This is a genomic window from Saprospiraceae bacterium (assembly GCA_016713025.1).
GTDB lineage: Bacteria > Bacteroidota > Bacteroidia > Chitinophagales > Saprospiraceae > OLB9.
Map to the genome: position 1 here is coordinate 4100897 of JADJPZ010000004.1, position 19491 is coordinate 4120387.

14 protein-coding genes are annotated in these 19491 nt (G+C 41.1%); 3 read left to right on the plus strand and 11 right to left on the minus strand.

All coding sequences use genetic code 11. From position 1 onward, the window contains the following. Positions 1-44: 44 nt before the first annotated feature. The 6 genes from IPK35_23855 to IPK35_23880 form a co-directional block, all read right to left on the minus strand. Positions 45-1463, minus strand: coding sequence for an alpha/beta fold hydrolase (locus IPK35_23855; GenBank protein MBK8056219.1), 1419 nt, complete (start codon positions 1461-1463; stop codon positions 45-47). A 12-nt stretch (positions 1464-1475) separates the two neighbouring features. Further along, complete coding sequence (locus tag IPK35_23860; protein MBK8056220.1) at positions 1476-1904, minus strand: WG repeat-containing protein; 429 nt, start codon at positions 1902-1904, stop codon at positions 1476-1478. An 83-nt stretch (positions 1905-1987) separates the two neighbouring features. After that, positions 1988-3205 (minus strand): hypothetical protein, encoded by a 1218-nt coding sequence (locus tag IPK35_23865; GenBank protein MBK8056221.1) that lies wholly within the window; start codon positions 3203-3205, stop codon positions 1988-1990. Positions 3206-3252: 47 nt separating this feature from the next. Further along, the gene (locus tag IPK35_23870) at positions 3253-5145 is read right to left on the minus strand and encodes a serine hydrolase (GenBank protein ID MBK8056222.1); all 1893 of its coding nucleotides are present in this window, start codon (positions 5143-5145) and stop codon (positions 3253-3255) included. A 154-nt stretch (positions 5146-5299) separates the two neighbouring features. Continuing rightward, positions 5300-6328 carry a proline iminopeptidase-family hydrolase gene (locus IPK35_23875; GenBank protein ID MBK8056223.1) on the minus strand — a complete coding sequence of 343 codons (1029 nt, stop codon included), beginning with the start codon at positions 6326-6328 and terminating at the stop codon, positions 5300-5302. 36 nt (positions 6329-6364) lie between these two features. Beyond that, positions 6365-7894, minus strand: a complete 1530-nt coding sequence (locus IPK35_23880; protein MBK8056224.1) for a peptidase S10 — start codon at positions 7892-7894, stop codon at positions 6365-6367. A gap of 254 nt (positions 7895-8148) precedes the next feature. Here IPK35_23880 and IPK35_23885 point away from each other — a divergent pair, with 254 nt between their 5' ends. The 3 genes from IPK35_23885 (at position 8149) to IPK35_23895 (ending at position 15086) form a co-directional block, all read left to right on the plus strand. After that, positions 8149-10602, plus strand: coding sequence for a S9 family peptidase (locus tag IPK35_23885; GenBank protein ID MBK8056225.1), 2454 nt, complete (start codon positions 8149-8151; stop codon positions 10600-10602). A 642-nt stretch (positions 10603-11244) separates the two neighbouring features. Further along, a complete protein-coding gene (gene lon, locus IPK35_23890; protein MBK8056226.1) occupies positions 11245-13659 on the plus strand; it encodes an endopeptidase La in 2415 nt (804 codons plus the stop codon). Positions 13660-13676: 17 nt separating this feature from the next. Further along, complete coding sequence (locus IPK35_23895) at positions 13677-15086, plus strand: aldehyde dehydrogenase family protein (GenBank protein MBK8056227.1); 1410 nt, start codon at positions 13677-13679, stop codon at positions 15084-15086. Between the two features lie 115 nt (positions 15087-15201). On the opposite strand, the gene IPK35_23900 is transcribed toward IPK35_23895, so the two are convergent. The 5 genes from IPK35_23900 to IPK35_23920 form a co-directional block, all read right to left on the minus strand. Beyond that, positions 15202-15765 carry a hypothetical protein gene (locus IPK35_23900; protein MBK8056228.1) on the minus strand — a complete coding sequence of 188 codons (564 nt, stop codon included), beginning with the start codon at positions 15763-15765 and terminating at the stop codon, positions 15202-15204. 135 nt (positions 15766-15900) lie between these two features. Further along, positions 15901-16740 (minus strand): SDR family oxidoreductase, encoded by an 840-nt coding sequence (locus IPK35_23905; protein MBK8056229.1) that lies wholly within the window; start codon positions 16738-16740, stop codon positions 15901-15903. A gap of 13 nt (positions 16741-16753) precedes the next feature. Beyond that, the gene (locus tag IPK35_23910; GenBank protein ID MBK8056230.1) at positions 16754-17626 is read right to left on the minus strand and encodes a polysaccharide deacetylase family protein; all 873 of its coding nucleotides are present in this window, start codon (positions 17624-17626) and stop codon (positions 16754-16756) included. 50 nt (positions 17627-17676) lie between these two features. Further along, positions 17677-18552 carry a polysaccharide deacetylase family protein gene (locus tag IPK35_23915; GenBank protein MBK8056231.1) on the minus strand — a complete coding sequence of 292 codons (876 nt, stop codon included), beginning with the start codon at positions 18550-18552 and terminating at the stop codon, positions 17677-17679. After that, complete coding sequence (locus IPK35_23920; protein ID MBK8056232.1) at positions 18549-19217, minus strand: isochorismatase family protein; 669 nt, start codon at positions 19215-19217, stop codon at positions 18549-18551. The genes IPK35_23915 and IPK35_23920 overlap by 4 nt, the downstream gene beginning before the upstream one ends. Positions 19218-19491: the final 274 nt, after the last annotated feature.

A 19491-nucleotide genomic window follows, 5' to 3' on the forward strand; every position in this document is an offset into this window, starting at 1 on the left:
AATTACTGTGGGATAATCACTTTTACTTTTTCCAATTCAGGCAATTAGTTTTTTGGCAATGTTAAATAATCGGGCACTTCAATTGGAGATCTTGTTTCCATGCTTGTATTAAACATATCTGTTTGTAAACGCCAGTTGTTATTTTCTTTTTTGTAGATGGCTATAAATTTTCCAATATCAATGATTTCGTCTTGCTGATTGTTCATCACATATTTGCCTTTGGCAATTAATTTGTCCCCGCTTTGTTCGAGGTCAATAAATTGAAGTTCAATGTTGTGCATCCCTCTTTTAGAAACAGTATGCCAAAAACTTGAAATCGCTTTCTGACCTGAAACCGGTGGTGAGCCGGGGGCAAAAATCGTAGCATCGGTTGCATATATTGCCGCTACACTGTCCCAGGCTGAGTTGTTTATTAATCTTACAAGTTCATTTTCCACTTTAATTACGGCTGCTCTTGCTTTCAGATAAGGCGAACCTTTTTCGTCAGTCCGAAAAACTATTCCGACACCTTTAGCCTGAAGGACTGAATGGTCTGGCCATTTATTTTGCAGAAACTGTTCTGCTGCCAGGAAAAATACAGCTGGATTGTCTACATAAGGTAGGTGTCCCGTACCAGGGATAATTAATAATTGACTATTTGGCAAACTATTTTTCCATTCTTCCCATGCTGTTACAGGTGTTTCATCCTGATCGCCTCCTATAATCAGAGCCTTTGCTTTTACATTAGAAAGCTGTTGTGTAATATCCCATTTGCCCATAGATTGAAGGGAATAAAATCTGATTGGGTTTAATTGGTTTTTTTGGTTACAATCACAGACATCACCCCACATCCTCCTTACATGTAGTGGTGTTGGAAATTTACCCCGGGCCCATACTGCATAGTAGTCCCAGCAAGCTTTAATGCTATCTGCGGGAGTAGATCTGTAAGCCTTGCTGTTTTGGTTTAGTATCAATTGGGAAATGCTATCAAGCCTATTTACACCTTTCCATTTTTGAGAAGCTGCCGTTGGATTTACAAGGATCATTGATTCTATTCTATCAGGGTGAACAGTGGCGTAATAACCCAACAATATACCACCATTTGAATGTGCAAGTACTTTCATTTTTTGCATGCGAAAATGTTTCCTGACCATCTCTACATCCTGAACAAACTGGTGAATGTTTAATCTTGCAGTGTCTTTAACAAAGGAAGAAAAGCCTGTACCAGGTTGGTCAAAAAATAAAAGTACATGATGAGCCGCAAGTGGCATCAGGTCAGGAACAAGATAGCGAGAACCAAATCCACCACCATGAAATACAACGATGGTGTCTTTTCCTTCGCCTGTCAGTCGATAAAAAAGACGCACAGAATCATTTGTTGATATATACCCTTCAGATGATTTTAGTTTTACCGTTTGTGCATTCACAGTAAAAGAAATCAGAAAGATTAGCGATAGTCCAATGAAGAATGTTCCACTTTTCATGATAAAGTATGATTATTTTTGAAATTTTCCTTGCTTATCCACATACTGCCAAAAGTCGCTCTCCCATACGCTGTACTCACCATCCTTTTCAGTTTTGCATTGATTGCTGACCTTGGCTTTGCCATTTTCAAAAGGGTAGGCACAATCGAACTGTGGTTCGATGACGATGGCATAAGTCTTAGCATCTGCGTAGCCAATTTTACCATTTTTCACCACCCGAATCAGTCCATCTGCCTCGTAATCGGGACCATTGTCGTAAATGAATACATCATAAATGATTGCTTTTTGGCCGTCCAAAATGACCCATTTTCCATCAGCGGTTTGTTGCATGGTCAAGGCCGGGGTGGTTTTTGGTGCGACGGTATTGTCATCATTGGCTTTGTCGCTATGGTTTTGTTTGCAAGCAACGGCTGCAAGTAGAAAACCGAGGAGGACTACCAACGGAAAATGGTTTTTCAACATTTTTTTATTTTTTATAATTTTTAAATTAAGGCAACATACCATAAAACCCAACATGTTTTTACTCATCTATTCGAAAAATCGACCCTTTTATATTCCGACTCATCGGGCGGCCCTGAGGTAATCTGTAAAAATGGCTTTCCTGTAAGCGTCATGATTACCGAGCCGAAGGTCATGCCCCATTGGTTTGGGGTAACACAAACAGGGTACTTTTTGTCGTCTTTGGAGCGCAGTGCAGCTTTGATGGTGGCATCGCTGATGGCCCCACTCGGAGCCACCCAGCGTTGTACTGCGGCTAAACGGACAAAACTATTGGATTCAACAGGCTTTTCTTCTTCTTTCAGTGTCGGGTCAAACTTCTTGTGCCAAGGCTTCACGTCATCGTTCACTAGCGGATGGTTGGTGTGATAAACCGTTCCATTCTCATTTTTTGGGTCAAAACGCACCACTTTATTGGCGGATGCCTCAAAATCATAGACATCTCCTCTGATGCCGATGATATAGTTCTGGCCAGAGGCATGAGGCACTTTTTGTATAAAATCCAGCAAATTGTCCTTGTCGGCGATGCTCAGCATTCTCCTCACGATAAACGCCACAGGCAGACCCGTCGTGCTGGCCTTCAACTGCATTAGAGTGTTCATGCAAGCGCCAATGCCCACTTCATTCATGCCGTTGAGTACGATGCAGCCTGGATGCGTCAGTATGAGCTGTTCGGGGCGGTCGCCGCTACGGACGATGCGTAGCAGCACCTGATACCCGTCGGTATAGGCTTCGATGTCCATGTTTTGCGCAATATAACCGGGGTGGCCATCACGGGCAGGCACGCCCACACCACTGCAATGGTGGTTTTCGAGATTGTCCTGATAGACCCAAAATTCATCAAGGAGGCTGAACACCATCACGTCATTGAACGGCTGCCCGGCCCCATCGGCGATGCCCCTGACTTCTTCGTAAAGTTCTGGTGTCCATTGCTTAATGGCTGCATCGAAACTTGTTTTTTGATAAAAATCGGCCATTACCTCGTTGGCATCCTTGCCCAGTTCGCTGGTCGTTTTTTCCTTGAATTTGGAGATGAGTTCACCGATTTCCTTTTTTAAAATTTGACCATGCTGCAGGCCCAGTTCATAGCCAGTGCCGGTGAGGGTGACTTCCCTGATGGGCTGACGGAGGTTTTTGACAATAGGGTTAGCCTCCACTACCATACTACTTGTTTGAGCAAATGATTGATTTGTCAGGTGCAGACAGATGGTGAAGGCTGCTATGACATGAAATTTGGTATTCATTCGAATTGATTTTTTTTTGAAAGATAAAAATATTGAGGTTTTTTGGTTTACTTCAAAGCGTCCCATTCCTCCTTTGTAGCTTTGGCTTTCTGATATTCCATCAATATCTGCCAGATGCCGTTTTGCTTCACTAATAATGCTTCCAGATGAGTATATCCTTCAGAAAGGAGCTTGCCCTGACCATCATGAGAAGTAAAATAAAAAATGCCTGTCTCATGAGCAGTGGTTTCATCACCTATTCTTTGAGAAAAGCGAAACGACACATTATCCTTCTGCTTTCCGTCCTTTGTGTCGGTAAAACCCTGCTTCCATCGTGTCAGGGCGGCTGTCATGGGATAAGACTGTTTGTTTTTTCCTGAGGTTGTTACCAGGACAGCATTATCATGACAAGTGGCTTTGTAGCCTTCAAAATCGCCTTCTTTTACCGCGCGGGATACCTCTGCCCAAAAGGTTTTGTCTATTTCAGCTATACGTATTGAATCAGAACTTGATGTATATACCGATTTTTGGGACTCGGTGGTACCCATTTTTGCCAACATATTCGTCGCATTGGTATTGCCTGGATTTAATTCGAGTGATTTTTTGTAATTAGCAATGGCTGCTTCTTTTTGCCCGTCTTTCATCAATGCCTCGGCATAGCTGTCATAAGCGTTGAAAGATTTAGGAAATTCATCCACATTTATTTTCAACACAGCCAGCGCTTCTGCTATTTTGCCTTCGCCCATGTAGGTATATCCCAGTGTATTGAAGCCGTCCTCTGCAAAGTCATAAGTATCTTTGTCCTTTTTTAATGCGTCATAAGTTTTCAATGCTCCGGCAATACCTTGTGTTTCAAGAGCATTCTTAATCTCAGCTGATGCTGATTTTTTAACTACCATCAACTTAGCTGCCGAATTGAGTATGCGCATTCCAATATCATCTGCTCCCTTATCCGAGTTCGTCAGTACAACTACCCCTTTGCCTGTCTCCTTAACAAATCCTGCATAAGTGCGATAGCCCCCTGTGCCGCCATTGTGCCAAATCACGTCGCCTTCCGCACCTTTTGAAATAATCCAGCCCAGCCCGACTCGGGTGCCACCGCCTGCTTTATCATGTCGGGGTTGATGGGTAAGTTGCATCGCCGCCTGCAATTTTGATTTTTGAAGCCCCATATTGGCAGCAACATACCGCAACATATCATAAAGAGAACTTCGAATGGCTCCGGCACCGGCTAAGGTTGGAATATCCCAATTTGACACCTTGGCGCCATTGCTGTGACCCATTGCAAGGTTTTTGATCATTTGTTTATCAAAGGTAATTTTAGTAGATTTCATACCCAGTGGCGAAGCTATTTTTGTGATGATCAATTCTTCATAAGATTTTCCTTCCTTGAGAGACAAGATTTGCCCCAACAACCCTACAGCTAAATTAGAATATTCCATCGCTGAACCAATGTCCCGGGTCAAAGTATAATTGTTCAGAAAATCATACATCTGTTCGACGGTGTAATCAGCATAAGGGTTGGCGGGGTCTTTTGGTGCAAAATTAGTCGGCATACGCGCCAGACCGGAAGTATGGTCAGACAAGTGCCCCAAGGTGATTTGTTTGCCTTCTTTGAGTGGTAATTTTACCACCGCTGGGAGGTAGTTTTGGGCGGCATCATCGGTTTTCAACTTTCCTTCCTGTACCATTTGAGCCAGCAAGAGGGCCGTAAATGTTTTGGAGATGGAGCCGATTTCATAAATAGTATGCTCATTGACGGGCTGTCCGCCGATGATTTTGTTACCGAAAGCATAGTAATGAGGACCATCTTTGTCAATGATACCCACAACAATGCTGGGCGTATGGCCGTACTCGATGCGTTTCTGAATGCTTTGAACGATGTCTTCCGGCAGTTTTTTCTGTGCAAAAACGATGTTTGCCAAAAGGCCAAAACATAAGTATAGGATTAAATTTTTCATTTTATATTGTTGATTTTGATTTAGAACAGGAAATAGATATTTCTGATTTTTCTTTATAATATTAATGATTTGTCCATGGGCTTTTAATTAGAACAGTAAAAATTTTTAGGCAACGGTTGATTGTTTACATCAATTTGGATTTAGATTTAATGTTTTACATTTTTTTCAGCAAAAATTCTGTCAATCCCTTAAAATAGGTATCCTGATCATCATACATACACATATGACTTCCATTCTGGCAATACAAATACGTTCCTTTTTTTACTTCTGAGGCCATCCATTTCATATGCTCAGGGTCCATGGTGTCATGCTGGGCACCTATGACTAACGTTGGTACAATAATTTCCTTTAACCTGTTTTTTACTGACCATGTTTCAAGCTTACCTGCAATGCCAAACTCACTCGGTCCCTGCATCGTCACGTATAGCGATGGGTTAAGTCTTCCAAAAGAACGATTGACAGGCTCAGGCCATGAATCAGTGGGAAGTCTTAGGATATGCTTAGCATAATAATTGGGCATAAGCAGTTCCATATATTTTGGATTGGTGTAGTCATCTCTTTCTTCTATCATCCTGATGGTATCCAATACTTTTGGGTCCATCAATTTTGCCAGAACATCATCCGCATATTTTCCATACTCGGGAGCATCTGACATCATATTGGAAATGATGAGACCTTTCAGGTTTTCCTGGTATTTTAATGCATATTCCATACATAGGATGCCGCCCCACGAATGCCCAAGCAGATAAAAATTCTCTTTCCCAAGATTCAAGGCTTTTCTCACCTGCTCTACTTCATCTACATACCTTGCTAAATCCCACATGGAAGTATCTTTAGGATTGTCAGAAAACCCGCACCCAAGTTGATCGTAATAAATGATTTCGATACCTTCTGACGGCAGGAAACTTTCAAAACATTCAAAATATTCATGGGTCATCCCCGGCCCACCATTGAGCAATAGGAGTCTCGTCGATGGGTTGTTACCAATTGTCTTTGTCCACACATTAAAAGTACCTTTTGGAGTAGTGATCGGGACGACCTTTACACCACCTGTTTGCAAGCCCTTTTCTTTAGGAGTAAAATAACCGGAGGAATCGGATGTTGATTGTTGTTTACAGGAATTGCAGAAAACCGTCAAGGAAGCCAGGAGGATAACAAAACTGAAATTAAAATGAATATTCATGATATTTTTATTTTTTTGGAAAAAGAAATACAAACCCTATTCTGATAAAAATTTTCTCACATCTGCTGCTATTTTGATGAGGTCGGGCTCGTGAAGATACATCATATGCCCGGCTTCATAATAGGTTTTTGTGATGCGATCCTTTACTATGCCGTGTCTTGCAAATGTATATTCTGTATCAAAAAACGGGCAGATAAGATCGTAATATCCACTGGCGACCAGCACTTTCAAATCTGTGTTGCGTCTCATCGTCTCGCCTAACTGACGGGCCACATTTACAGGCCAGGGTTCCCAGTACTTGCCATCAGGTACTGTTCTCCACCGCCATTTTTCACCTATCTCGTTATTGGAAGTAAGGTAGGGTCGATCCATAGTCACCTTGAGCACCTCAGCATAATAATGGTTTAACGCTGCTGTAAAAGCACTTTCTATCTGATAGCTGGCAGGGTCGCCCAAGTGTGGTGTTTGGGTGATGTCGTCAGTTTCGTCTCCCATAAACCTACCATCCAGTCTGCCTATTGCCAAACCCTTGTCTGCTATGAGTTGTTTTTGGAACCTGGGCATCAGGATCATCAGATTGGACTGGAGGATATAATTTTTATCCAGGCCTGTAAAATAAGCGAGTCTTCCAGCAACATCATTTTTTTCGGCAGCAGTCAGCAAGTTACCCTTGTATAGTGCCGGAGCGTACACATTGTATGTAAATTGCCGGCATTCTTCCACAAAAGCCTCCAAAGTTAGACCAAGACCTGCTTTTTTGTGATACCATGCTGTGGCTGCCATTGATGGTAAATAAGTGAGAAATGAGGTTATGTTATCATTGATGGAAGTAGAACCGGCATAATCCAATGCCTGAGAGATGAGCACCAAACCATTCAATGCCATGTTTTGCCCGTCTCCTTCCAGGGTATTGGCTATGGCAACAGCGCGTGTAGTCCCGAAACTCTCTCCAATGATATACTTGGGCGAAAACCACCGTTTATTTTCAGTCACCCACATCCGCATAAATTTGGCAATGGATGCCGCGTCTTCGTTCAATCCCCAAAAGTCTTCTTTTTTGCCTTTGCCAATGACTTCACTGAATCCGGTGCCCACAGGGTCAATGAATACCAGATCTGTGATATCTAGTAAACCGTGTTTGTTTTCCACAAGCTGATACGGTGCAGCACCGTCGTCCTTGCGGGCATCAGAATCTGTTTTGACGATTTGAGGTCCTAACATTCCCATATGCAACCATAGTGACGCTGATCCGGGACCACCATTGAATACAAAGGATACCGGTCTCCTGGTTATATCTTTATTTCCTTCCTGTGTATAAGCCACTGACCAAATGGAAGCAACAGGCTCTCCTTTATCATTTTTAAGGTGTATTTCTTTTGCAGTAGCTTTATAAACAATAGTTTTGCCTCCAAAAACACCAGTATGGTTAGTGATAAAAGTTTTGGGAGCACTTACAGCTTTTGTACTGTCTTTATTCTCCTGTGATGACATGGGAATGGTCAGTAAGAGTAATACAACAATAAGCAAAATACAATTATTTACTTTGAGAGGAAAATGGGTTATCATTTTATATTTTTAGGTATAAAGGTAATTATATTTAACCAACCATTTTGCTTTCTTGTCAGGAAGTATAAATGTACAAATTTTAAAAATAACTCAGGCACCATTTTTTGGTTTTAAACTTTTAAAGAAAATCCATTTCGTCGAAAAGGTTTAAAAAATTTGATTTTAATAAAAATCTATACTTATCTTTGGAATTTGGCTTTTGTAAAAACAAAGTGGGAAAAAATAGTATTAAAAAATTTAAAATTCCTGTTAAAATGAAAAAACAGATTATACTTTTCGTTCTGCTGATTTTAGTTGCATTCATTAACAACGTGCAATCTCAGGTAAAAACTAAACCTATAAATGAAAATGATACCTGGCAGAAGCCTCCGAAGGAAATCATGGATGTTCTCAATGCACCATTGCTACCTGCAGTTTGGACATCACCTACAGGTAAGTATATGATCATGGCTGATCCCATTATTTATCCTCCGCTGGAAGAGTTAGCTTCTGATATGCTTAAACTGGCAGGTATCAGGGTCAATCCTCGTAATAATGGAAATCATGGTGAACATGGAGGTACTTCACCTCGTATATTCAATATTACAAATAAAGTAATAACTCCCTTAAGTATACCCCAAAATGCTGAAGTGATAGACGTTAAATGGACTGTAGACGGGCAACGATTTGCTCTTTCTATAGATCATAAAGATCATATAGGACTATGGATTGGAGACATAAAAGGTAACATCAAAGAAGTCAAAGGCTTAGGGTTGAATAAACTTCTTGGCACTGCCGTAACATGGCTTCCGGATCAGAAAAAACTTTTGCTGCTACGTATTCCTAAAAGAGGAAACCCTCCTGTTGCTCCTGCAATCCCTAAAGGACCTGAGATAAAAGAAGGTAAAGGTGCTGTAGCCAGATCAACCTATGAGTCAAGGAACCTTTTAGAAACAGCACATGATGGTGAATTATTTACCTATTATGCTACTTCGGAACCAGTGATATACGATCCTGAAAAAGGAACATATCAGGTATTGGGAGCTTCAGCACCTTATACCGGTGTAGAATTTTCACCAAGTGGAAATTATATTTTAGTTGAAAGACTGGTTGGTCCTTGGTCCAATGAAGTTGCATACTGGAGATTCGCCCAGGAAATAGAAATATGGGATAAAAATGGAAATAAAGTATCAACTGTTGCTTCTATACCATTAGCTGATGCTGTTCCTGTCCAAGGCGTGCCCATGGGTGCACGTTCAGTTGGATGGAGAGCTACTTCCCCCAATACACTTTTTTGGATAGAGGCTCTTGATGGCGGAAATCCGGTAGCAGAAGTGACTCACCGGGACAAACTGATGAGTCTTGAAGCTCCTTTTACAGGGAATGCAAAAGAAGTTTTTCGTGCTGAGCACAGAATAGTTGGTAGTGGAAGCTGGGGTGAAAAAGAAGGCATGCTGATGCTTACCCAATGGGAAAGAAAAAAAAGATGGGTATATGTATGGCTGCTCGATGTGGACAAAGGAACTTCCAGAATTTGGTTTGACCTTAATCAAAATGACAGTTATAATAATCCGGGCAATCCTCTCTTTAAACAATTGGCAAATGGTCAGTATGTGATGCGTGAAAAAAATGGATCTATATATTTCTCAGGCAGTGGCGCTTCCGATAAGGGCAACAGGCCATTTCTTGATCTCAAGGAATTGGGAACCGGCAAATCAGAGAGATTATTCCGTTGTGATACCATTAAATATGAATATTTTGTAGGCTTTGCAGAAGATGAAAATAATATTATATTGAGGTCAGAATCTACAGTTGATGTTCCGAATTATTATCTCGGCACATTTGGGAATAAAAAAGAAAAAGCCAAGGCCGGTGAAGCAGAACGGGAATTGATAAGAAAACCGATAACAAATTTTGCAGATTCTTCACCTGAGCTAAGGAAAATAACCAAAAAAATTGTGAAATATCAGCGTGATGATGGTGTGCAGCTCAGTTTTCAATTGAATCTGCCACCGAATTATGTGGAAGGACAACGAGTTCCAACTGTTTTGTATGCATATCCTCTTGAATATTCAGGAGCCAGTGAGGCCGGTCAGGTCAGTGGTTCAGATAAACGATTTATGCGTATATATGGCCCTTCACATATGTTTTTTCTGCTTCAGGGGTATGCCGTGCTGGATCAGACTGCAATGCCAATGATAGGAGATCCTGAGACTACTTACAATACATTTGTACCACAGTTGGTTGCTGATGCTGAAGCTGCAGTAAAAAAAGCTGTTGAAATGGGAGTTGCCGATCCTGAACGAATAGGAGTGATAGGTCACAGCCATGGAGCATTGATGGTTGCAAATCTTCTGGCACACTCTGACCTATTCAAAGCCGGTATAGCCCGCAGCGGTTCGTATAATAAAACCAATCAGCCTTTTGGATTCCAATCTGAAAGGAGATCACTGTTTGAAGCAAGAGATGTTTATATTCAGCTATCTCCCACTTTTTTCGCTGACAAGATAAATGAACCTATACTTATCATACACGGGAACGATGATTCAAATCCGGGAACGCTCACATATCAGTCCGAAGTGTTATATGAGGCTGTGCGTGGGTCAGGTGGCACAGCCAGACTCGTATTGCTACCCCATGAAGATCATGGTTATTCTGCAAAGGAAAATATTGAACATGTGTTGTGGGAGCAATTGCGATGGTTTGATAAGTATTTGAAGGGAAAATAAAAGGATAAATGTTGGATATATCCCAAATCGGAATATTGATCAGAAATTTCTTTTTGTTTGATCCAGTGCACGCTTTGAGGAATGAGCGAATCATTTGGCTGCAATGAAGGACAGGACAAAACCTTATACCCAAAAGAAAATGATTTGCAAAATTTAAAAATCACAATTATTTGAAAATTAATAACTTGTGATTTAAATTTTTCACACAATATTTTCTGTTCACTATCAATGAAGCAAAACCATTCTACCTGATCATCGTAAGCGCAATGATGGTTGGATTTCTGCTCAATTATATCGGTATATCGCCCATCCAAGGACTGATTTATGCAGACGTTTTTGTATGGTCTGACTGCCCCTGTACTGATAGCTATGATTATGCATATCGGTAACAACAAAAAAATAATGAAAAAATGTACAAATGGGTGGAAATCCAATTTTATTGCCAGTATAACCTTCATCTTGATGACAGTGGCTGCAGTAGCCTTATTGTATCTCTTGTGGAGTTAAATTTCAGCAAATACATGTCAATTTGTCAATTTTGATGACATTAATGGACAAAATGATACCCAAATTCCCTATTTTTACGTTTGGTATGTATATTGTACAATCTCTTTTCCATACTATCAAGATAAACCAAAATTCATGTTTGATAAAAATATATATGCGCTCGACGATATGAAGGAAGAAGGTGATGTCATACCTGTCTTTAGTATAGGTGATGACGAGCTTAAATTTGATGATGACTACAAAGATATTATGCCGGTCCTGGCATTAAAAAACACAGTACTCTTTCCGGGCGTCGTCATCCCGATAACAGTAGGAAGAGATAAGTCTATCAAAGCATTGCAAAAAGCCGATAAGGGAGATAAATTTTTAGGAGTCATCACACAAACAAGTATAGACAGTGAAGACCCCACGCCTGATGGACTGCATAGAGTAGGAACTATAGCCAGGATCATGAAAATTCTGAAAATGCCGGATGGAAGCACTACCGCTATTTTACAGGGAAGGAAAAGATTTGTAGCCAAGGCCTTTATCCACAATGAAAAAATGCTGGAAGCAGAAGTAGAAGTGCTGGAAGACCATATTCCGGCAAGAAACCTGGAGTTCAATGCCATGATATCTTCGATAAGAGATTATGCCAAAAAGATCATTGAGTTATCTCCAAATATCCCGACAGAAGCAACCATGATGCTCAACAACATCAAAAATAATGGATTTCTTCTTAATTTTATCTCATCCAATATCAACCTTGCAGTGGATAAAAAACAGGAAATTCTTGCTATGGATGATTATGTGGAAAAGGCTGGTCTGATCATGGCTGCCATGAACAATGAGCTGCAGTTACTTCAAATAAAAGACAAGATAGAATCAAGAGTCAGGGGCGATCTCGAAAAACAACAAAAAGAGTATTTTCTCAACCAGCAACTCAAAACCATACAGGAAGAACTTGGCGGTAATCCCCAGGAGGAAGAACTCAATAAACTTCAACTGAAAGCTGACAAAAAGAAATGGCCGGCTGAAGCCAAAGAAGCTTTTAATCGCGAGATTGTCAAAGCCCGCAGAATCAACCCTCAGATAGCAGAGTATAGCGTCATACTTAATTACCTTGAATTGATGCTCGATCTGCCTTGGGATGATGTCACAAAAGATGTCTTTAATCTCAAGAAGGTGAAATCTGTACTCGATAAAGACCATTTCGGACTGGAAGATGTAAAAAACAGAATCATAGAACACCTGGCTGTACTCAAACTAAAAGGTGATATGAAAGCACCAATAATTTGTCTGGTAGGCCCTCCGGGTGTGGGTAAGACAAGTCTGGGAAAATCAGTAGCCACAGCATTAGGCCGTCAGTTTATACGCATGTCTTTAGGTGGTCTGCATGATGAAAGTGAAATAAGAGGACATCGAAAGACATACATCGGTGCTATGCCGGGTAGGATCATCCAATCCATCAAAAAAGCAAAATCATCCAATCCTGTATTTATACTTGACGAAATAGACAAATTGGGTAAAGATTTCCGCGGAGACCCATCTTCAGCTTTGCTTGAAGTGCTGGATCCCGAACAAAATTCTACCTTCCATGACAATTACCTTGATCTGGATTATGATCTTTCAAGAGTACTTTTTATTGCTACAGCCAATTCTCTATCTACTGTCCAGCCTGCTTTGTTAGACAGAATGGAGATCATAGAGATCAGCGGATATTCACTGGAAGAAAAAGTGGAGATTTCAAAGAGACATCTCGTACCAAAGCAATTGAAAGAACACGGATTGAAGGATAATGCAGCTGTGTTAAGCCCTCAGATTCTGCAACATATCATCCAGAAATATACCAGAGAATCAGGAGTCAGATCTTTGGACAGGACCATAGCAGGGGTGATGCGAAGTGTGGCCAAAAAAGTGGCCATGAATGAAAAATACAACATCAAACTCTCTGAAAAAGAAGTAGGAGAAGCTTTAGGTCCGGTAAAATTTGACAACGAACAATACACAAAGATAGACCTGCCGGGAGTAGCAGTAGGACTCGCCTGGACCAGAACGGGAGGAGATATACTGTTTATTGAGGCCAGTACCAGTAAAGGCAAAGGTAAACTTGTACTCACCGGCAACCTTGGCGATGTCATGAAAGAGTCTGCTTCAACAGCATTGTCCTACATTAAGGCCCATTGTACATCGCTGGGTATAGAAGCTGAAATTTTTGAGAACACCGATATACACATCCATGTACCTGAAGGAGCCATACCCAAAGATGGTCCAAGTGCTGGGATCACCATGTTGACTGCACTCACATCAGCATTGAAAGCCAAACCTGTCAAATCGCATCTTGCCATGACTGGTGAGATCACACTCCGGGGTAAAGTACTGCCTGTCGGTGGTATTAAGGAAAAAGTCCTTGCAGCAAGAAGGGCCGGCATCACTACGATCATGCTGTGTGAAGAAAATCGTCGTCATGTGAAACAAATACCAGCTGATTATGTCAAAGGTGTAGAATTCATCTATGTGACCAAAATGGATCAGGTGATTGAAAATGCGCTTGGGTTTTTAGTGTTTTAAGATAAATCAAATAAAGAATGATTATTCCCGTAAGAAACCCACGCACTGGACTGGAAGATTATGTGTTAAGACCGCTATCTGAAGAAGAGCTGATCAAGCAAACTCATAGGCTGCGCATGGGACAAGTAGAATGGAATAATAAAGGAATCAACCATCGGATAGCAGCTTTGAAAGTATGGCAAGAACAGGTACTTGCGGCTAAGGAGGATATCATAGAGGCATTGACAGTAGATACGGGAAGATATCCTGAAAGTGTACTGGAGTTTAATCTGCTTCCGACCACCATAACCAGATGGATAGAATGGGCAGGTACTTTTTTTAATCAGGAAAATGAAAAACAGTCACAGGTTCCAATGATTCGCATCAGGCAAGACAATGTGCCATATAGTTTGGTATCGGTGATCAGCCCTTGGAATTTCCCTTTGCTCTTGTCAATAATCGATACCATTCCGGCACTACTGGCCGGCAGCGCTGTCATAGTAAAACCGTCAGAAATTACGCCGCGTTTTATCAAAGTGCTTCAAAAAACAATAGATCAGACCCCTCACCTTCGGGATGTACTTTTTTATACAGAAGGTGCAGGCCATACAGGCAGTCTTTTGGTGGCAGCTGGCGATATTACGTGTTTTACAGGAAGTGTAGCCACAGGAAAGAGAGTATATCAACAGGCAGCATCACTATTTAAACCATGTTTTCTGGAATTAGGTGGCAAGGATGCAGCCATTGTGGTGACGGGAGCGAATATTGATCATGCTGCCAGATCGATATTATGGGGTAGTACGGTCAATTGCGGACATTCTTGCCTTTCAGTCGAACGGGTGTATGTTCAACGCGATATTTACACGGAATTTCTCCAAAAAATCAAAAAAGAAACAGATCAGATCCAATTAGCCACAGAAGATCCCCACAAAGGGCAGATAGGTCCGGTCATCTCTCTCCAGCAAGTAAACATCATCAACGATCACCTGAAGGACGCATTGGAGAAAGGGGCTAAAATCATTTCAGGCAATGCAACTTGTCAGTTGATCCATGGCGGCTATTATTGCAGGCCAACCATTTTGACGGATGTCAATCATGATATGAAAGTGATGACCGAAGAAACATTCGGCCCAATCATTCCCGTCATGCCGTTTGACACAGTTGATGATGGGATACAACTGGCCAACAACAGTATTTTCGGACTTAGCGGTGCCGTGTTTGCGGCCACAAACGCTGAAGCTTTGAAGGTGGCTTCACAATTACATGCAGGTGCCATCAGCATCAATGAATGTGCCTTAACAGCCATCGTTCATGACGGAGAAAAAAATTCATTCAAATATTCGGGTATCGGCGGGAGTAGGATGGGACCATCTTCTATACAACGCTTTTTGCGCAAAAAAGCCTATCTCATCAATGAAAATAGTGGACCTTCGGCGTGGTGGTTTTGAAGCATTCTTCCCAAAATTAAAAAATCCAAACCAATAACCCACCATTTTTTGCAAAAATCCAAACCAATAAACGTCCTAAATTCGTAAAAATCCAAACCGAAGCAACAAAATCAGGCTATTTCACCCTGTCATAAACTATTGGTGTTTCATAGGGAGTAAGTTTTTTTCCGTCTTTCTCCAGCAATTCCATTACAATGAGTTGTGTAGATGATATGGTTTCTATCAAGGTAAACTTCATCCCATTGGGCAAATCATTAGGAGCATTGATGTAAAATTTATCATCTTTTCTCGTATAAAATGCCGGTTTGAATGATGGAGAAGGGCTGATGGTATTAAAATCAAATTTCAATGAAGCATTGTCGTTTTTTACAAGATTGACATCCATATCTTTTGGCAAAGCAAAAGGAGTAAGTTTGACTTTTCCATCTTCAGCAGCTTCAAATAAAAATAGATAAGGCTTCACTTCAACTTGTGATTGCCCGGGTTTTGTGTAGTAACTTTCTTCCAGGATCCAAAATCCATCAACTTTCGGAGCATTTAAGATACGGTGATCTGCTATACGGTTGACATGTACCGCTTTAGGGTGCAATTGTTTTCCTGATTTTATTTCTTCAGCTATCTGGCGATCATTATTAAAGTCTCCGGTGATATAAGTTTTGAACAAGTCAATGGATCTCATTTTACTAGTTGATTGTTTAAAAATGTTGCATCCTGATAGTATTATCATCATGCATAGCATCACTGTTTTAGGCTTCATACAATAACTTTAGGTTTGACCAATTATTTTTGATTTACTTTGATGGCTCATCATTTTTCAGTGATACTCTTCACCACCGCTGACATTCATGGCTTCTCCATTGATATAAGCGGCCTGGTCAGATGCTAAAAAAGCTACGGCTTTGGCAATATCTTCTACCATCCCTGTTCGTCCCAAAGGATTTTTGTCCACTATAGCCTGAAGATAGGTATCATAATCCATTCCGAGTTTATCGCTGAAAAATTTGTTTTGCCAGTGTCCCAGACCCGTCGTGATGTGATTGGGACAGACGGCATTGACCCTGATCCCATATTTGCCCAATTCCACGGCATTTGATCTTGTCAACCCTACCAATCCGTGTTTTGATGCGGTATAGGCAGCAGCAAAAGGAAATCCGGATTTTGCCGCCTGGCTGGCTATGTTTATGATGGAGCCTCCTTTTCCAGAATTTATCATGGCTATGGCTGCGTGCTTAGAGCACAAAAATGCTCCTTTGAGATTGACGTCAAGTACTGTATCCCAACTGCTTTCTTTAAATTCAGTAAATGGCTCCATGATATATCCTACACCGGCATTATTAACAAGGATGTCGATCTTTCCCAACTGAAAAACAGCCTGATGCATCATGCTTTCCACTTCACTTTCTGATCTGACATCACAGGCTACACACAATACTTTCACACCAAATTTTTCTCTGAGATCATTGGCTATAGCTTCCATTTCATCAGATGTACCTATATGGTCCTTGCCAAAATTTTCTCCTTTAGTAACACCAATGTCGGAAAGCACAATGTGGCATTGTTCGCCGGCAAGTTGATAAGCTATGGCCTCTCCGATACCACCTTTGCGACCTGAGCCTGTGATAACTGCGACTTTATTTTCTAAGCTATGATACATGGTTTTTATGGTATTAAATCTGTGAACTAAAAATTTCTGTTATTTCGGAGCCAGTCAAGTTGATGACCGACTTTTGTTTTGTGTACTGCAAAATATTTCTGATCGTTGAAATGCGGAAAGGCAATCCCGAAATATATGGTGTCAACGTAAGACTAAGCAACCTGCCTCCATATTGATGCGCTTCATCAGCCAAGGTGTCCAACTGATCACATACCTGCTGCTCAAAACTATCTTCTGTCTGATGATAATTGATGATAATCTGACGGTCAGATATCTCCTGAGATACCGGCATAGCTACAATGCTGCCATGAGCAGTATCCATGATATATGGCATATCATCATTAGACCAGTCGCATAAAAAGGTACACCCATATTTTTTGACCAGATCCGGTGTTTCAAATGATTCAGAATAAGCAGGAGACATCCATCCTTGAATCTTTTGACCAGAAATTTTTCGTAAAGTATCCATTGATTTTTCTACCAAATATGCTTCATGCGCGTTATCCATTCCGCCATAATGAAGTTCGTCCATATCAACACCATGCGCAATGATTTCATGACCATTTTTTAAGATTTCTTCTATGAGATTCGGATATCTTGCAGCAACTTCGCTATTGACGGCAAAATTTGCTTTTAGATTGAACTCGTCGAGCACTTTCAACAACCGGAAGATACCCACTCTGTTGCCATAGTCTCTGGTCGTATAGTGTCGAAAGTCAGGATAAGCCGTCACCATACTACCGGGAGCTTTAAATGGTTTTCCTGTTGGATTGAGCGGAAAAAACTCCACAGGAATTGTGATCATTAGTGCCACTTTGGCTTGATGAGGCCATACCAAAGGTTTGCGTTCAAACAGATTACTCCACGCGTATCTGTTGTGGTCCATCGCATGTTTTCTATGCGGATATTCTAAAAAGTGGCTATCAAGTGGCATGGTTATTCATAATAGTGTTCATAATAATAGTCGGCTATCTCTCTGGCGGTAGTTACCCAGACATCGTCAAAGCTGGTGATATATTTCAGTGCTTCTTCCAATGCTTTGATCCTGTGCGGATGACCTACAAGGTATGCATGGAGCGGAATACACATGACCGTGCCGCTATCCTGTCCTTCCAGATACAATTGATCAAACTGTCTTTTCAGTATATCTCCATAGTGACGCGGTGACATCAGATATGAGTTATAACAGATCACATCATTGACCTCAAGGGAATATGGCATGGAGATCAAGCGTCCTTTTTGAACATTGATTTTTTGTGGCTGATCGTCCTGAAACAGATCACAGGTATATTTGATGCCGTATTCAGCGATGAGATCAAATGTGCGCTCCGTATGGGTTAGCGCCGGCGCGAGCCAACCATCTACCTTCTGACCTGTGGCTTCTTTGACCGTATGTATAGCGTCTTTGATGATGGCTCTTTCCTGTGTTTCATCCATGCCATAGCAGTATCGGGTGTTATAGATACCATGAGAAAAAAACTCCCAATTTCGTTGATTGCATGCTTCTATGATTTCAGGATGATGCTGACACATGGCTACAGAGAGAGAAACACTGCCTCTGACATTATACTTATCCATCACCTCCATCAGTCTGTAATGACCAACCCTGTTGCCATAATCTCTCATGCTATAACCACTTATGTCCGGATTGGGCCTGGGCCATGGTGTTCGGAACGGATTTTTAGGCGGATCAAGCTCATAAAACTCAATATTGGGCGCTACCCAAAAAGCGATTTTGGCCCCATTTTTCCATGTGATTTTTGATCTGTTTATGTATGGCCAATAGCTATAAAGTTGTGGATCTCGCATCATGGCCTATAGTTTTGGAGGTATTCTATCACTTCCTTATAAGCAACAACATCTGCATACTTGAGCAACATATCGGTGAGATTGGCAAAATGATAACTTTCATGTTTGTCGGCTACACATTCTTCCGGTACTATCGTGCGATATCCACGTGATAAAGCATCTACAGCCGCTGCACGTACGCAGCCTGATGTTGATCCCCCGGTGATGATCACAGTATCTACTTTGTGCCAAACCAAAAGCGACTGCAGCGGTGTTTCAAAAAACGGAGAAGGCATCTTTTTGCAGTAAACCAAATCTCTATCAGAAAAGACTTCGAGTCTGTCATCAAATTCTGCCCTTCTGCTATTGAATTTAATGTTTTGCAGGGAGTCAGGAGTATTTGTACGTGTACCCCAAACACCGGCATCTTCCGCAGAATCCATATATGCCACATAGGTAAATATTACTGGCAAACCTTTACTTCGGGCAAGCCGATTGATCTCATTGATATATTGGATTTGATTGGGGTCAGTCTCATATGCCGTTTTGAACTCGTCAACCTTGGTATATGCTTTTTGCAAATCTATATTAATAATGGCGGCTTTGGCTCCAAAACCAAACTTAGCCCGCGAAGGATTGGCCTTTACTTCGTGATAGATTTGGCGTGCTGTTTTATTGGACAATTCCATAATGGTATAATTATGGCATAAAAATACAAAATTAGTTAAATTGATTAACCATTATTTGATATTTTAATTCTTATCAGAACATTTGCGAATGGCGATTTTATCTGGTCTTAATAAGCAAGGTGCAAAAACCCAAAAATATGGGTGTATTCCATTTTTGCACTAAAATTGTTTAAACTGCCCGCTACCCTCATTCCCTAAAGAGCCTGTCAAGCTACGCTTGAGACGTCCCACCCTTTAACTGTTAACTATTAGGATAATCCACTAAATTGGAAAC

Bases quoted from the DNA above. Each gene is read 5' to 3' on its own strand.
- IPK35_23910 (MBK8056230.1), bottom strand. From the start codon at position 17,626: ATGGACCACAACAGATACGCGTGGAGTAATCTGTTTGAACGCAAACCT.
- IPK35_23870 (MBK8056222.1), bottom strand. From the start codon at position 5,145: ATGAAAAATTTAATCCTATACTTATGTTTTGGCCTTTTGGCAAACATC.
- IPK35_23855 (MBK8056219.1), bottom strand. From the start codon at position 1,463: ATGAAAAGTGGAACATTCTTCATTGGACTATCGCTAATCTTTCTGATT.
- IPK35_23875 (MBK8056223.1), bottom strand. From the start codon at position 6,328: ATGAATATTCATTTTAATTTCAGTTTTGTTATCCTCCTGGCTTCCTTG.
- IPK35_23920 (MBK8056232.1), bottom strand. From the start codon at position 19,217: ATGGAATTGTCCAATAAAACAGCACGCCAAATCTATCACGAAGTAAAG.
- IPK35_23900 (MBK8056228.1), bottom strand. From the start codon at position 15,765: ATGAGATCCATTGACTTGTTCAAAACTTATATCACCGGAGACTTTAAT.
- IPK35_23885 (MBK8056225.1), top strand. From the start codon at position 8,149: ATGAAAAAACAGATTATACTTTTCGTTCTGCTGATTTTAGTTGCATTC.
- IPK35_23915 (MBK8056231.1), bottom strand. From the start codon at position 18,552: ATGATGCGAGATCCACAACTTTATAGCTATTGGCCATACATAAACAGA.
- lon (MBK8056226.1), top strand. From the start codon at position 11,245: ATGTTTGATAAAAATATATATGCGCTCGACGATATGAAGGAAGAAGGT.
- IPK35_23865 (MBK8056221.1), bottom strand. From the start codon at position 3,205: ATGAATACCAAATTTCATGTCATAGCAGCCTTCACCATCTGTCTGCAC.
- IPK35_23905 (MBK8056229.1), bottom strand. From the start codon at position 16,740: ATGTATCATAGCTTAGAAAATAAAGTCGCAGTTATCACAGGCTCAGGT.
- IPK35_23895 (MBK8056227.1), top strand. From the start codon at position 13,677: ATGATTATTCCCGTAAGAAACCCACGCACTGGACTGGAAGATTATGTG.
- IPK35_23880 (MBK8056224.1), bottom strand. From the start codon at position 7,894: ATGATAACCCATTTTCCTCTCAAAGTAAATAATTGTATTTTGCTTATT.